Annotated in this window: 11 protein-coding genes; 6 read left to right on the top strand and 5 right to left on the bottom strand. The window is 39.9% G+C overall.

All coding sequences use genetic code 11. The annotated features are described in order from the left end of the window. Window positions 1-260: 260 nt before the first annotated feature. The gene (locus BDR01S_RS22585) at window positions 261-809 is read left to right on the top strand and encodes a DUF3231 family protein (protein WP_066259326.1); all 549 of its coding nucleotides are present in this window, start codon (window positions 261-263) and stop codon (window positions 807-809) included. Window positions 810-1,270: 461 nt separating this feature from the next. On the opposite strand, the gene BDR01S_RS22580 is transcribed toward BDR01S_RS22585, so the two are convergent. Further along, window positions 1,271-4,963: a trifunctional glycoside hydrolase family 18/polysaccharide deacetylase/glycosyltransferase family 2 protein gene (locus BDR01S_RS22580; RefSeq protein ID WP_082797548.1), complete on the bottom strand. Its 3,693-nt coding sequence runs from the start codon at window positions 4,961-4,963 to the stop codon at window positions 1,271-1,273. Window positions 4,964-5,340: 377 nt separating this feature from the next. On the opposite strand from BDR01S_RS22580, the gene BDR01S_RS22575 reads away from it, so the two are divergent. After that, window positions 5,341-6,273, top strand: a complete 933-nt coding sequence (locus BDR01S_RS22575; protein WP_066259324.1) for an alkaline phosphatase family protein — start codon at window positions 5,341-5,343, stop codon at window positions 6,271-6,273. A gap of 50 nt (window positions 6,274-6,323) precedes the next feature. Next, window positions 6,324-7,538 carry a benzoate/H(+) symporter BenE family transporter gene (locus tag BDR01S_RS22570; RefSeq protein WP_066259321.1) on the top strand — a complete coding sequence of 405 codons (1,215 nt, stop codon included), beginning with the start codon at window positions 6,324-6,326 and terminating at the stop codon, window positions 7,536-7,538. 102 nt (window positions 7,539-7,640) lie between these two features. On the opposite strand, the gene BDR01S_RS22565 is transcribed toward BDR01S_RS22570, so the two are convergent. The 3 genes from BDR01S_RS22565 to BDR01S_RS25510 form a co-directional block, all read right to left on the bottom strand. After that, the gene (locus BDR01S_RS22565) at window positions 7,641-8,030 is read right to left on the bottom strand and encodes a VOC family protein (protein WP_066259318.1); all 390 of its coding nucleotides are present in this window, start codon (window positions 8,028-8,030) and stop codon (window positions 7,641-7,643) included. A 120-nt stretch (window positions 8,031-8,150) separates the two neighbouring features. Continuing rightward, window positions 8,151-8,579 carry a hypothetical protein gene (locus BDR01S_RS22560; protein WP_066259315.1) on the bottom strand — a complete coding sequence of 143 codons (429 nt, stop codon included), beginning with the start codon at window positions 8,577-8,579 and terminating at the stop codon, window positions 8,151-8,153. A gap of 888 nt (window positions 8,580-9,467) precedes the next feature. Further along, window positions 9,468-9,620, bottom strand: a complete 153-nt coding sequence (locus BDR01S_RS25510) for a LysM peptidoglycan-binding domain-containing protein (RefSeq protein ID WP_157406235.1) — start codon at window positions 9,618-9,620, stop codon at window positions 9,468-9,470. A 518-nt stretch (window positions 9,621-10,138) separates the two neighbouring features. On the opposite strand from BDR01S_RS25510, the gene BDR01S_RS22555 reads away from it, so the two are divergent. The 3 genes from BDR01S_RS22555 to BDR01S_RS22545 all read left to right on the top strand — a co-directional run bounded on the left by BDR01S_RS22555 (window position 10,139) and on the right by BDR01S_RS22545 (window position 13,990). Further along, a complete protein-coding gene (locus tag BDR01S_RS22555) occupies window positions 10,139-11,329 on the top strand; it encodes a glycine C-acetyltransferase (RefSeq protein WP_066259312.1) in 1,191 nt (396 codons plus the stop codon). Between the two features lie 78 nt (window positions 11,330-11,407). Then, window positions 11,408-12,388: an L-threonine 3-dehydrogenase gene (locus BDR01S_RS22550; protein ID WP_066259310.1), complete on the top strand. Its 981-nt coding sequence runs from the start codon at window positions 11,408-11,410 to the stop codon at window positions 12,386-12,388. Between the two features lie 207 nt (window positions 12,389-12,595). After that, window positions 12,596-13,990, top strand: a complete 1,395-nt coding sequence (locus BDR01S_RS22545; protein ID WP_066259308.1) for an amino acid permease — start codon at window positions 12,596-12,598, stop codon at window positions 13,988-13,990. 83 nt (window positions 13,991-14,073) lie between these two features. Here BDR01S_RS22545 and BDR01S_RS22540 read toward each other — a convergent pair whose 3' ends face one another. After that, window positions 14,074-15,696 carry an ABC1 kinase family protein gene (locus tag BDR01S_RS22540; RefSeq protein ID WP_066259305.1) on the bottom strand — a complete coding sequence of 541 codons (1,623 nt, stop codon included), beginning with the start codon at window positions 15,694-15,696 and terminating at the stop codon, window positions 14,074-14,076. Window positions 15,697-15,906: the final 210 nt, after the last annotated feature.

Below are 15,906 nucleotides of genomic sequence, written 5' to 3'. Positions count from 1 at the left end.
AAAAATCCAAATCATCATAACACCTCCAAACTAACCAATAAATTACTTATATTATATTGCAAATTCAACTTTGTTTTACAATACTTTTAAACAAAACTGTCCGTTAGTACAATAAGAAAAAGGACTTTACCCTTCTTGAAGTAAAGCACCCGTAGCTTAAGTACATTTCTTCACAATATCTTCGTATTGTGTAATAAGAATAATGTTTACTTTACTAAAATAATGGAAACCATGTTACTAAAAACATTAGGATGAGATGTATGCAAAATATCTTTGAAACAGCTTTTGATTACTTAAAAACAACATTTGACACTGAACCAAAAGCACGCCCTCATATTGGTGAAGCAATGGGATGTTGGCTTTATTTCACCGCCTTAGCTGAAGAAGTCCCTGTACTTGAAGCTTCATTAAATACAACAACTGACGATGAATTAATTAATTTGTTAAATAAATCAAAAAATCTCGGAGAACATCAAATGAATCTCCTTAAAGGTTTTATGATTAATGAAGGAATTCCTTTATCTCAAGCGTCTGAATCTAAACCAAAATCCGATCCAAATAGCGTACCTTTAGGTGCAAAAATGACGGATGAGGAAATAGCTAATTTTATTTCAGTTAAAATTGCCACTAATATCGTTATGTGCGCTACAAACATAAGTCAAAGTATCCGTAGTGATATTGGTCTTATGTGGGCTAGATTCCAGGTAGAGAAAATGATCTTTGGATTGGAACTTAAAACTGCAATGCGTAAAAGAGGCTGGATTAAAGTTCCTCCATACTATTACACACCTGGGGCGCCAAACAATTAAGCTTGACGCTAAGCTAACGGGTGCGTTAGTTTAAGAAGAAAAAAATGCTTAATGCGTATTTGAACAATATCACGATATAACTGGAATGTAAAAGGTACATTTTTTCACAAAATTTATTTCGACTTAACATAAATATCTAATTTTTCTAAGTCTTAACATTCAGTCTAAATATTTTTTTGTAAGGCGATTTGTATATTAAAATGTGGGTAAAATAACAGGGGTACAACAGTTATTGTACCCTTGCAATTTGGGGTGCATTTGCCTATACAAATTTTAGTGTTATTTCTGCAAAAATCACTTTACGTCAATAAAAAATGAGTGTCAAATTCATATATAATTTGGCACTCATTTTTATTTACATTTTTAGTGTTTGCGATAGGTAATGGAACCCGTTAAGCTTTTGGTGATTCTTTTTTTTACAAAAAAAGACCCTCCCCAAATAAAATGGGAAGGACCTACTCTTACATATATTCCTTAACCTTAACAATCGAATTTTCCTGAGTCACGTTCCCTTTGCGTTTGAGTTTACCCCATCCAACGGTGACGCCCTTGATGGCCGAGAAGAGCGATTTTACCACCACATAGGTCATCAACTGTTTGTACAGGATTCGTTGCAGAAACAATGACCCTAGTGGTCTCGGACTTTCTTTCTCCAACCGAAAGGCATAGAGAGAAGTAAGGAGATCGAGCAGATAAAAAAGAATAAATCCAATCGTTGCTTTTTCAGGGTGCGGTTGAAAAAGGGCGATAATGAACAATAGATCTGCAATTGGCGAGATTGTTTGATAAATATATTGGAAAAGCCACATGTTTGGAAGAGCGATAAATCCTAATGAGTTATGTTTTTTATTAAATAAAGCTTCGCGATGCTTCCATAAGCATTGTAACGTACCATAGACCCAGCGGTATCGCTGTTTTGCCAAACTTTTAATATCTTCCGGCACTTCTGTATAGGCATAGGCCTTTTCCTCAAATTCAATCGTTTTCCCCTGGCGTAATAGCGTAAGCGTGATATCGGTATCCTCGGCCAATGTATCTTCTTGAAAGTAGCCTGCTTCTTCTACGGCCGTCTTTCGCCAAGCACCGATGGCACCAGGTACCACGGTAATGCAATTGAGTGCTGCAAAAGCCCTTCTCTCTAGGTTAAAGCCTGTTACATATTCGATATGCTGCCAGTTTGTTAGGAGGTTTCCCTTATTGCCGACCTTTACATTACCAGAGACCGCAGCGACATTTTCATTTTTAAAATGGTTCACTAGCAAGGATATTGCATTTTCAGCGATGAGTGTATCGGCATCAAGAGCGACGACGATTTCTCCGTTTGCTTCTTTAAAACCAAGATTCACCGCGGAAGATTTTCCCCCGTTAGGCTTTTGAATCAATCGGACAAGAGGATGGTTTGCATAGGTTTCTTGTACGACAACAGCCGTATCATCCTTGGATCCGTCGTCGATAATCAGTATTTCAAAGGCCGGATAATCGCTCGCCAAAATCGAATCAACAGTTTTGCAAATGACTTTTTCTTCGTTGTAGGCTGCAATCACGACACTGACAAAAGGAGTAAAGGTAGGATCAATTTCGGTCGCTTTATACCTTTTTACCTGCCTTCTTGAAAGGAAAACGAAGACAGCCATCCGCAAGATTCCGATAATAATTGCTGAGTAAAACAGAAAGCTTAATCCAGCGTTCCAGGCTTGGATGACCTTAAAAACGGCCTTGTCATAGACCAAATAAGGGTTGTCCTGATGAACAGGAGGCATGATTTGACTATTACTTTTTCCAATGAGATCAGCTACGGTGGTAAATGTATAGTCGCGCTGTTTGAGTTCTTTAATAATTATCGGCAAGGCTTTTACCGTGTTGGAACGGTCACCGCCAGCATCATGCATCAAAATGATATTTCCTTCAGGCAGCTGTTTTAGTACCAGCTTCACAATCTCATCCCTAGACAGTCTTTGCCAATCATCAGAGTCAATTAATTCACCGACCATGGTATAACCCATTTCTTGTGCTCGCACGATTGGCTCCAGTTCGTTCCTTGTGTTTGGTTCGGCATTGGCCACAAACGGCGGCCGAAAAAGTGTCATCGAATGACCGGTAATTTCTTGAAATAATCGCTGATTGGCATTTAGCTCCATTTTCGTTTGAAATGGTGTTATTGATGCCACCTCAGGATGGGTAAAGGTATGGTTACCAATTTCGTGACCTTCTTCATACATCCTTTTAACCAGTTCCGGATGCTGAAGAGCGTTCTCTCCGATGATAAAGAAGCTCCCTTTGACGTGATTCTTGTCCAAAATATCCAGTATTTGTGGTGTATAGGTTGGATCCGGACCGTCATCAAAGGAAAGGACGACTTCCTTTCCTTTCGGCTTACCATAACGAACCACTTCAGTTGGCTTTGCTAATTTACGATAGGTCTCAGTTTGAATCATCCCATTTGAATCCAATTGAAGCGTTCTTTTCCCTTTTTCTGATTGAGAAACAACGTTCAAAATCTCTCCGGCACCTGAATAGTGAACAGAGTTAGGGCTGGCAAAGGTTTTAAGGGCCTGGGATGGATCGTTGATTGCCTTTGGCTTATTGATATAATTCCAGATTGAAGGATCTTCAGAACCGAGTCGCCAAACCGCGATTCCTGTTGAGCCGTGATTGATCGCTAACTTCATTTGATTATAAAACGAAGCCGCATCTAAAAACCAAACAGTATGGTTTTTTCCATTTCTTTTATATCGTAAATAAGGGTTTTCTGTTTGTTGATTCCAATGGATTTGGAGGTTAGTTCCTATTCCTAAATCCATGATATCCCCGAAGCTAACTGTAGCGGCGGGCTGATTGGAGTTTTCCTCCCAGTCGTAACCGAAGCTTCCCAAACTGACAATCAATTTTTCAGAAGGAATCTTGAGCTGGGTTAAGTTTTCTTGCACCCAATTAGATGAAGCGACAGGTCCGGGTTTACTCATGGGGTAATGCTGGTCATAGAGCATGACAATCAACCGGTCCACGTTCGCTGCTAAAGACGTATAGTTAAAACTACTGTTATTCGGCGGAACATCCATCGTGACCAAGAGTCCCTGTTGATGAAATTCCTCATAGACATTTTTGATAAAATTAGTGAAATTATCTCTGTCATCTGGATAAATTTCTTCAAAGTCGATATTTATTCCGTCAAAGTTATTTGTTTTCACATAATCCAGCAGCTTTTTTATGAAAAGATCTTCCGCACCAGGCGTAACAAATAGCCGGTGCAGAACTTCGCCGTCCCATTTATTATTGTTAAAATTATTCACCAAGGGGAGAATCTTTATATTATGGGCTTTAGCCGAGGCAATAATCGACTTGTCCGTGCTTGTTTTCAGGGTAAGACCCGAAGTGAGCTGCAGCCAGCCAGGCACTATTGCTGTAATCGAATCGATATTTTTTTTAAAAGAAGTCTCGCTGTTTTTGTCCCAATTGACGTAAAAACCATACACCTCTTGTTTTTTGTTCCATTGCCCGCTATTTTTTGAAAAAAGTGGGGCAGGACTCGTTTTTTCCATTTGTGTGGCGAGCTGTTCTTCGCTGAAACTTGTATTAATCGGCTCAATCCCGCTCTTTGCTGCGCTGTTACTCAATTGCAGCTCAGGAAATTTCGGGTTCGTATTAAGACTTTCAATAAAAATAGTCGATACTAAAATAATTAAAATTGTAAAGCCTGCACTCATTCGTTTGATAATCGACCAGCGTCTGTGGGCAGAATCAAGGAAAACATGGTCCTGATTTCTCTCCCTCTTTTTCAACCCTAAATTATAAAACCAGTGGAAGAAAAAGTAGCAGACAAGGCCAATCAAGCCTCCAAGGGCTCCTGATACTATCGATTGCTGGAGCTGTATATTAGACTTGAGGTTAGCGAATAACCAGAAATCTTCTAATAGACGGAAATCCTGGATTGGTAAATGACTCATCTTTGGAATGAAAATGGGAATCAACGTGCCAAGGAATAAGGCGATGATATTCAGGCGCAACAAAAGGGAAATAACTAGCAATATGGGAATTCTTATACTATCAATCGGCAAAAATCCTAGAAAAAACCCAAGTGTACTAGCCACCGCACCAGCACTACCGGTGACAGGGGCAAATAATGATCTAACAAACCACCTAAAAACTCGATTCACGTGGACTCCTCCTATAGGTGTAATGGGTATAATATTATTTTAATAGATTGATTATAGGAGATTAATTTTCTAAAAAGTTATCTCGTGGAGCAGCAAAATAGATTTTTCGACAAAAAGTGACTATCTTCAAAAGCTTAGGTAAACATCTTAAGATTTTGGGGGTAGGCTGGAAAACTTCTATTAATTTTTATTTGGTAATTAAGGGATTATTTAATGACTATGGGGAGGAAAATGAGTAAACTTTATTTAGATTAAAGAATGGCTAAGCCTCCTCGCTTTATAGGAACAAAACGCCACTCAAACGATAGCCTGCTTATTGTTTGAGTTTTCTGTAATCACTGGTAAAATATAGAAAAGGAAAGAAAAGAGGATGTATCGTGTTAATAAAGTGGGGTATTGCACTTCTATCAGTTTTACTATTTCTAAGTGCCTGTGCACAAGACCAATCTCAAGAAAAGGATCCATCTAAAGAACAAAATCAATCCCTAAAAAAAGAGCAATCTTCAATAAAGGAGCTATCGTTACCAACTAAAACTATGAAAACTAAAGAAGGGGAATTCCCTGAAATTGGCCATATAGTCATTATTGTTGAAGAAAATCATTCAAAAAAACAGATTATTGGTAATAAGGAAGCGCCTTATATGAATTCTTTAGTTGCACAGGGGGCGAGCTTAACAAACTATCATGGCACTAAGCATCCTAGCCAGCCAAATTATTTGGACATGTTCTCTGGTTCAAATCACGGTGTGCTGAACAATGAGGTTCCAAAGTCTAAATTTTCCAAAGCCAACTTGGGAAGTGAACTTATTGAAAAAAATTATACATTTACAGGGTATTCGGAAGATCTTCCATCGGTAGGCTACAACGGAGAGGAGATGGGGGACTATGTCCGAAAACATAATCCTTGGGTTAATTTTACCAATCTACCCAAAGAGACAAATCAGCCACTAAAAAATTTCCCTAAAGATTTTACTCAACTCTCTACCGTATCTATGATTGTTCCTAATCAGCAAAATAACATGCATGATGGGTCGATTGAGAAGGCGGATCAGTGGTTACAGCAAAATATAGATTCCTATGTCCAATGGGCCAAAAAGAATAATAGTTTGTTGATTATCACTTGGGATGAAGATGATGGTTCCGAAGAAAACAAAATTCCAACCTTTTTCGTTGGACCTATGGTGAAAATGGGAGAATATAATAAGGAATTAAACCACTTTAATCTTTTAAGGTCAATTGAAGATATTTATGGATTAACACATGCTGGAAAAAGTAATTCTGTTCAGCCTATCGCAGGTATTTGGAAATAAAATAGAGCCCAGTGTCACCAATGGCAAGATGAAGGGTATGAGGAGAAATAATGGGACAGCCAGATAGATATATTCATGAACAACAAAATGAAGCATTGCATAAAAACACAGGGCTTTTGCGAGATTTAACGAGTCAAAATGTATCGTCTGGATTCATTTCTAGTACTCTAGTCATGACAGGTCCGGCGTTAATCATTTTGCAGGCAGCGGCGGCGGGGCATTTCTCTGATCAGCAGACTATTAATTGGATGTTTGCTGTCTATTTCTTTGGCGGGTTATTCGGGATTATCATGCCGCTGTTATATAGAATTCCTATCACGGGTGCTCACTCGATTTCAGGAGTTGCCTTTTTAGCGACAGTGACAGCTCATTTTACCTATCCCCAGCTAATTGGCGGGTATGTGATGTCAGGACTGATTATTTTTCTGATTGGAATATCAGGACTTTTTACTAAAATAATGAAATGGGTACCGAAAGAAGTCATTGCCGCGATGCTGGGAGGGCTGGTCACCAATTATGTGGTTCAGATTGTCCCAGATGTGAAGGCGATGCCTATCGTGGGTGGGGCAGCTTTGCTGAGTTTTTTTATCAGTACGAAAATCTCAAATCGGATTCCGGCCGTTATGGTCGCCGTGGTGGTCGGGTTTATTACTTTGTTTTTAACTCAGGATCTACATTCAGCTTCTAAAGGGATTGCTTTTTTCCTGCCATCCGTCCAGACGCCGGAATTTACGTGGATGGGGCTGATCACTCTTGGACTCCCGCTTGCCATGTTAATCCTAAGTAATGATGTGGCACCTGGAATCGGGGCGCTGGAAAGTTCAGATTTTGAACCTCCAATCCGGAAGATTGTTTCTTTTAGTGGTGTTTTTTCGATCATCGCAAGTTTTTTTGGTGGGCAAAGTGCGAACATTGCCGGGATGATGACCGCCATTTGCTCTAGCTCGGATGCCGGGCTGAAATCGAAGCGGTATATGGCAGCGGTGGTATCAGGGGTTTTGACGTTATTCTTTGGTGTCTTTGCGTGGAAAATTGTTCCTTTCATCCAATCGTTACCCGAGGCGTTTGTGTCGATGCTAGCAGGATTTGCATTGATGGGTGTATTAATCTCAAGTTTGCAGCAGGGTTTCTCCGAAAATAAATATCGGTTAAGTGCACTCTTTGCGTTCCTAATCGCATTATCACATGTATCATTCTTCCATATTAGCGCACCTGTATGGGGGCTGGTTGTTGGGGCAATCATTGCAAAGACAGTGGAAGCGTAAAATAGCTCAACTCGGAATTTATGGTGGGTTGATAGGCAAGTGGAGAAGTGTTTGGGCACTTCTCCTTTTTACTTTGGGAAGGTTTGTCAGTTGCCGGCATTCCTAAAGGTCTTTTTGATCGACGTTTAGTTCAATTAGATTCCCATCAGGGTCCGCACAGAATATTTGCGCAAAACCGCTCATGCCATTTGGTCTCTCTAACAGTTCAACATCCTTACTTTTCAACCAATTCAGCGTCTCTGAGTAATCCTGCACTCTTAATGCAAAATGGCCTTCCCTGCTGCTCAGGCGTTTATCTTGGCGAATCGTTTGTGATGTAGGAAGAACGATTAGATGAAGCTGTTGACCGTTTACTTCGTACCAGGCACCAGGAAAATCAAAATTCGGGCGCTGGAGTTCCTTTAAACATAAGATGCTGCTATAAAAATGCTTGGCGCGTTCTAAATTGGTAACCGTAAGACTAACGTGATGGAGCTCATTATAATGAATCACCGCAGTCATCCCCTTTCAAAATTTAATTCAATAATAACACAGATATCCAGGTTACCATTGTCTTTCAAAAGGTTCCGAAACAATCAAAAGACCAATTCCCTCTTTGAACTGGTCCGTAAATTATAATAATTCCCTTTTAATAATGTCATCGAACTTTTTTTGGATTTGGTTAACTTTGTTAAGATCCAGATGGTCCTCATCCACTTCTTCCATTTGCCACAAATTAATATCATGCTTTAATTCTGTAAGTCGATGCAGGGTAATTGTCTGTTGTTTGATCAACTTCGAATCAGCAATAATTCCCTCGTAGGCAATCAAGGCCGGAATAATCGCGCTACATAATGCTATTAAAATATTGGTCATTGGTTTAGTCAAGCCGATGTAGGTGAGATTGGTACTGGATAAGAAAGTAATAAAAAATGAAAAGATTATCGTAAGAACTTTAAGTTTCAAGGCCTTCCTTTTAATTTTCCTTATGTTATTAACGTAACAAATTACTTTCTCCTCAATATCCCGTCTAACATCATCAAGGTGATTAGTATTCTTCATATCATCCCTCCCATACCTTGTCTTATTATTAATAAGATATGTCGGATGAATAAAAAGAGTGAGGTTTATAATTAGCAGAGTCCTCCTCATTTTTGTACTTGAATTGGGCCTTTTGCTGTGTTGAGGTTCTTTGTTACCGTGCAGGTGGAAAAAGGGAGAGTACGGTAACATAAAGAGGCTTTAAGTGACCGAGCAGGGAAGAAAAAGAAGAGTACGGTAACATAAGAAGGCTTTAAGTGACCGAGCAGCGAAGAAAAAGAAGTGCACGGTAACTTAAAGGGGTTCTTAGTGACCGTACAGGAAGAAAAAAGAAGAGTACGGTAACATAAAGCGGTTCTATGTGACCGTGCAGCATGAAAAGCGTGATCGACGGTAACATAGAGGAACTCCTCTTAAAAAATCCATGGGTGAAGACGTCCTTCGACATGCTTTTCAGGCATTTAGAGTTACAAATTCAGGAGTGGTACGCCTGAAGACCACTTTCAATCAAACGTTTGTGTAAAAGGGAAACGTCGGGGAATGAATAGAATGATGTAAATTCAAGCGAAACCCATCTGATTTTGAGGAAATATAAGATATTTCCTGCGGAATATTCCCGCGTATATCGACTATTTCCCTGCGCGCATAGCAGGGGAAATTCTTATAAATCAGTATTTCCAGCGGTTTTAACCAAACGTTTGATTAGTATAGCATATAAGCAATTTTGTCGATTGGCCGTCGTTTATTGACTAATGTAGCTTGAAAGCCATTTTCAGCCTATTTTCCGTCCATCTTTCACCAATAAATTTATCAACTGAGAGGGATGAAGTCTTATTTATCAAGGGCTAGAGGTACATTTAATCAAACGTTTGGTTGAAAGGGAATCCTGTGGAAAATCCACAATATTTGTCAATTTCCCACCAAATTATTTTGATAAAAGCGTAAAAAACAATCAGTCCGCGCAAGGAACTGATTGTTCGTAATTCTCATTTTTTTATTTACTTTGTAGCGAGCAGTAATTTGCCAAAGCGTTTCACCGCTCCTGACAACGTGAATCAACATCTTCCTCTCCTCCTGTTTCACTTCAATAATGTAACTTATGTAGAAAAGAAGGATTGGGTTAATTGACAATATAAATTAATTGCACAGTTAGATTATTTCGTAAATATACTTAGCGATATTTGGTAAATAGATGCAGAAATCCCCAGACTAATACAGAGACCCTTTAATCATCTAGGTCCTTTTAATAAAATATATTATCTGAATGATTAGTTTTTCGTAATAGTATTGACAGTTTTCCAACATAATTATAAGATTACACTGAAATATATGAATCTATTAAAAGGGGTGAGGGGAGGATTAACTAAACTAGCTTATTATTACACTTCCCATTCCATAATAACATCATAGGTTCAAAGTAGGATTGAAAAATCCGGGAATAATTTTCGTTATTGAATTTTTATTTTTTTGTATTTCTTTGAAAGCGATTCCAAGTTTTTCAATATTGAATTTACGACCCAAAAACATCACGAGTAGGTTATGTGAAGAAACTGAGGGGTAATTTTTAAGGAGGAATTATTTTGGCAAAAAAGGTTTTGAAGGATTTCTTAACACCCCAACTGAGCGAGTTGCGGGAAAATGGCCTCTACAATGTTATTGATACGGTAGAAGGACCAAACGGCCCTATAGTTACAATCAATGGCAAATCATTAATCAATATGTCTTCCAATAACTATCTTGGCCTTGCTAATAATGAAAGAATGAAGCAAAAAGCGCATGAAGCAATCGAGGAATATGGTGTGGGGGCCGGTGCGGTTCGTACAATCAATGGTACATTGGCTATCCATAATGAATTGGAGAAAACAATTGCCAAGTTCAAGCATACCGAAGCTGCCATTGCCTTCCAATCCGGGTTCAATTGTAATATGGGTGCGATTTCAGCCCTAATGACAAAGAAGGATGCTATTCTCTCGGATGAACTGAATCATGCATCGATTATTGATGGGTGCAGATTGTCAGGAGCGAAAATTATCCGCGTCAAGCATCAAGACATGGACGATTTACGTCGAGTAGCGAAAGAGACAATTGAAAGTGGTTTATACGAAAAAATCATGTACATCACAGACGGAGTTTTTTCAATGGACGGTGATGTAGCAAAGCTTCCGGAAATCGTCGAAATTGCTGATGAGTTTGGGTTAATCACTTATGTAGATGATGCCCATGGTTCAGGTGTAATGGGTAACGGTGCTGGTACGGTTAAGCATTTTGGCCTCTCAGACCGAATTGACTTACAAATTGGGACCCTTTCAAAAGCAATTGGTGTTGTAGGCGGATATGTAGCAGGTACAGAGCAGTTGATTGACTGGCTGAAAGTCCGGGCGCGTCCATTCCTATTTTCAACTTCATTGACACCAGGAGATGCGGCCGCATGTATGGAAGCGATCCATATCATGACCGAATCGACAGAAAAAGTTGAAAAGCTTTGGGAAAACGGAAGATATCTAAAAGAAGGCTTAAAGAAGCTTGGTTTCGAAATAGGTCATTCCGAAACACCAATTACCCCATGCATCATAGGAAAAGAAGATCTGACCCAATTATTTTCACGCAGGCTGATGGAAGAAGGCGTTTATGCCAAATCAATCACTTTCCCAACAGTCCCTAGAGGTACAGGCAGGGTTAGGAATATGCCTACTGCTGCGCACACCAAGGAAATGCTTGATGAGGTTCTAGCAGTCTATGAAAAAGTAGGTAAAGAATTGTCTATTATCTAATTTACAATTTCACCAAGAATAACAGCGCTTAGCTTCAATTGAATAATAGTAAAAGACACTTCAGGAGGTCCGTTTCTTATGAAAAAAATTCTTATTACTGGCTGTCTTGGCCAAATCGGTTCTGAATTGACACACCGTCTCAGAGTAATGTACGGAGCAGAAAACGTTATTGCAACAGATATTCGCCATATTGAAGGCAATCCAGTCATCGAAGGTGGTACATTTGAAATCCTAGATGTAATGGATTACGAAGCAATGCTAGGACTTTGCAAAAAATATGAAGTTGACACTCTTATGCATCTTGCAGCCCTTTTGTCGGCAGTAGGAGAAGCAAAACCAAAATTCGCATGGGACCTGAATATGGGTGGCCTGATGAACGCCCTTGAAGTTTCCCGTGAGCTAAACCTGAAACTCTTTATACCAAGCTCCATCGCTGCTTTTGGACCAGGAACACCGGTAGATATGACACCACAGGATACGGTACAAAGACCAACTACTATGTATGGCGTCACAAAGGTATCCGGAGAATTGCTTTGCGACTACTATTTTACTAAATATGGTGTAGACGTACGCGGAGTAAGGTTCCCTGGACTGATTTCGTACAAGACTCTTCCAGGCGGGGGAACAACCGACTACGCAGTAGATATTTACTATGAAGCTCTTAAGAACAAGAAATATACATCTTTCATTGGCAAAGGAACCTATATGGATATGATGTATATGCCTGATGCAATCGATGCAATCATTCAATTGATGGAGGCCGATCCATCAAGATTGAAGCACCGCAACGCATTTAACATCACTGCCATGAGCTTTGAACCGGAACAAATTGCAGCATCCATCAAGAAATTTATTCCTGAATTCGAACTCTCATACAATGTTGACCCTGTACGTCAAGGCATCGCAAACTCTTGGCCAAACAGCATAGATGCATCTGCTGCACACGAGGAATGGGATTTCAATCCTCAATATGATCTTGACCGTATGACAAAGGATATGCTGGAAAACTTATCAGAGAAATTAGGCATTCCCTTTAGGGAGCTTGCATTAGCCTATTAATTACAGAGAACTGAATTAAGGGATAAGCTTACGTCTACAAAACTATTATAATCTATCCGCTCGAAAAAGACAATTGTATTTTTCAGGTGGACTGATTTGCAAGATTATGTTATTGTAAGATATCATCGCACGACAAAATTCTGAATAAAGGGATTATTTTCATTTTGCTTTCAATTTGACAATAACCAGTAAAGTGGGGGAATTTTAATGGCAAACAAGGAATTGAGCAGAGGTTTAAGTTCACGCCATATACAGATGATTGCTTTGGGCGGAACGATTGGTGTAGGTCTATTTATGGGATCTTCCAGCACGATAGGCTGGACGGGTCCATCCGTAATGCTCGCTTATGCAATTACGGGAGTATTTCTTTATTTGATTATGCGCGCCATGGGCGAAATGCTCTATTTGGAACCAAGTACAGGTTCATTCGCAACATTTGGCTATAAGTATATTCATCCACTTGCAGGATTTATGACTGCCTGGAGCAACTGGTTCCAGTGGGTAGTTGTCGGCATGGCGGAAGTTATCGCGATCGGCACATATATGCATTATTGGTTTCCATCTCTTCCTGCGTGGATTCCAGGCCTAATCGCAATGGTTATCCTTGGGGCGGCAAACTTTATTTCTGTTAAATCATTTGGTGAATTCGAATTTTGGTTTGCTTTGATTAAAGTAGTTACGATTGTATTGATGATTATCGCAGGTTTCGGTCTGATTTTCTTCGGCCTTGGCAACGGAGGAGACTCGATTGGCCTATCAAACCTTTGGAAAAATGGCGGTTTCTTTACTGGCGGAGTTAAAGGGTTCCTCTTTGCCCTAGCACTCGTTGTTGGTGCTTATCAAGGTGTAGAGCTTATCGGTATTACAGCTGGTGAAGCGAAAGATCCTCAGAAAACAATTAGAAACGCGATTCAAAGTACCATTTGGCGTATCCTTGTTTTCTACATTGGCGCAATTTTTGTTATTGTCACTGTTTATCCTTGGGATCAATTGCATGCAATTGGAAGCCCGTTCGTAGCAACTTTTGCAAAAGTCGGTATTACAGCTGCAGCTGGAATCATTAACTTTGTCGTCATCACTGCTGCCTTGTCTGGCTGTAACAGTGGTATCTACAGCGCAGGGCGTATGCTTTATACTCTTGGAGTCAATGGACAAGCTCCAAAAGTGTTTGCGAAGGTTTCAAGTAATGGGGTGCCTTTAGTCGGTACCATTGGCGTACTGATCGGCCTTGGCTTTGGAGTTATTTTAAGTTATATTGCACCGGAAAAACTGTTTGTGTACGTCTATGCTTCAAGTGTTCTTCCTGGGATGGTTCCTTGGTTTGTCATTTTGATCAGCCAAATCAAGTTCAGGAAAGTCCATGCTGATAAAATGGCGGCCCATCCATTCAAGATGCCTTTTGCGCCTGTCACTAACTATGTGACAATTGCCTATTTGGTAGCGGTGCTTGTCGGTATGTGGTTCAACGAGGACACTCGTATATCGCTGGTTGCGGGTATTGTGTTCTTGGCGATTGTGGTCATCAGCTTTTATGCTTTCGGAATCAACAAGCGTGTACCTGCAGATCTTCAAGAGGATCTGACAGAGCGGAAAGCGATGTAAACTTATTAATAGAAGAAACAGGAAAAAGGGGCAGTCTTCATAAACTGTCCCTTTTTTCATATAGAATGCCAAGTAACAGCCACCTATATTCTCCGTTTTTCATGCATGTACTTCATCCATTTCTTCAGCCGATAACAACAAATAAAATACCCAACACAGCCAGCAGCGGCCACTCCAGCTGATACCTCCCAGATAAGATTGTGTGCGGAGTAGAACCCAGCAGCTATTCCAGTAGCTCCAAACAGGGTTAATTGAAATAACTGTTTTTTCATATTTTCGTACATGGTAAATTGGAATTGCCGTCTTTGTTCGACTTCCTTTAATTGTTCCATTTTTAGAGGTGCATTTAGAAATTCGTTTACGGAATGGAAGATTTTAAAGACAGGCTGTGATTGAAGCCACTGCCAGACAAATAACCATTTATTATTCCCTTGTGTATGTAACCACTCCATAAATACTGGTTTCCCTAATTCCAGCAGTTCCGCTTTTGGCGCCAAATTGCGAATGATCCCTTCAATGGTTACAACCGACCGGCCTAAAAAGACAAAGCGGGTCGGAATCTGAATGGGTAATGATTGAATCAAATCGTTAATTTCCAATTTTAGCGCTAGGAGGTCCATTTCTTTTAAGTGTGCAGGCTGAAAGGTGATGAATTCCGCTAAGATTCGTTCGATCGTTCTAGATTCTGCCTCAGGGAGCAATACTCCTAACTGAAATAAGCATTCTACGGCCTTCTGATAATTTTTTGCAAGAAAGCTTTCGATTAATCCTTGAAAATAACCTGCATCCTTTTTGGAAAGTTCGCCGACCATTCCGAAATCTAGTAAAATAATTTTCCCTTCCATTGATACAAGAACGTTGCCTGGATGCGGGTCTGCATGGAAGGTACCGGGTTCCATCCATTGGGGCAAAAAAACTTTCAGCAGTCTTTGTGCCAATTCCTGTCGACTCACAGGTAACTGGCTGATGGCCTCGTTATTAGTCAGCCGTAATCCTTCGACCCAATCCATTACTAGTACGTTTGAGGTACTAAGTTCAGCATGCACCGCCGGAATTTGAACGATATCCATTTCCTTAAAGCGTTCCTTAAACGTAAGAATGGTGTTCAGTTCCTCTGAATAATCAAGTTCTCGTTTAATCACTTGTTTTACTTCTTTAAAGAGGACCTTAAAATTCATTAATCCTTTCGGAAGGGGAACTAAGTGATCAACCAGCCAAAAAACGATACTTAAAATCCGGAAATCAGTTTCGACAATCGAATCAATATTTGGACGCTTTACCTTAATCGCAACCTCTGTTCCATCTTGGAGCATACCTTTATAGACTTCACCAATGGATGCAGAAGCAATCGCTGTTTTTTCAATCGATTGGAAATGCTGCTGAAGGGAGTTTCCCCATTCCTTTTCTAAAATTCCCTCAATCTCGCTCCACTCGGATGGGGGAACTTTATCCGTTAAATCTTCTATTTGACTAATAAAGGAAGGTGGAAGCAAATCAGCACGCGTGCTTAGGATTTGTCCAAGCTTAATGAGCAAGCCTTCTAATTCGAACAGGGTTTGCCTGAACCGTGCTCCGAAACGCCCCCAAAGTTTATCCCACTCGGCTTGCGGTTTCCTAAGGATCTTATACCAATAAATTTGAAAGAAGATACCAAAGACCAAAGAAAGGACCTTCGACATCCGAACTAGCTTATTTTTGGTCTTCATTAGCCACTCCCTCTCATTTCATATGCCTTGCTCAATGGAATTTACTAGATGAATCTCTTTGATTATATATAAGTCTATTATACATAGATTACCATTTACGCCGAAGCATTTCAGTAATTTTAGTATAGTAAAAGTATTAGAGGTATCTTTTAGGTTGGATAAAGGGTACTTGGAATGATAAATCGAATAACCAGCAAAAGTAAAATAAGC

The organism is Neobacillus drentensis NBRC 102427, assembly GCF_001591445.1.
GTDB lineage: Bacteria > Bacillota > Bacilli > Bacillales > Cytobacillaceae > Neobacillus > Neobacillus drentensis.
Note: the sequence above shows the minus strand (reverse complement) of the source record. Positions and strands in the feature narration are given on the sequence as shown.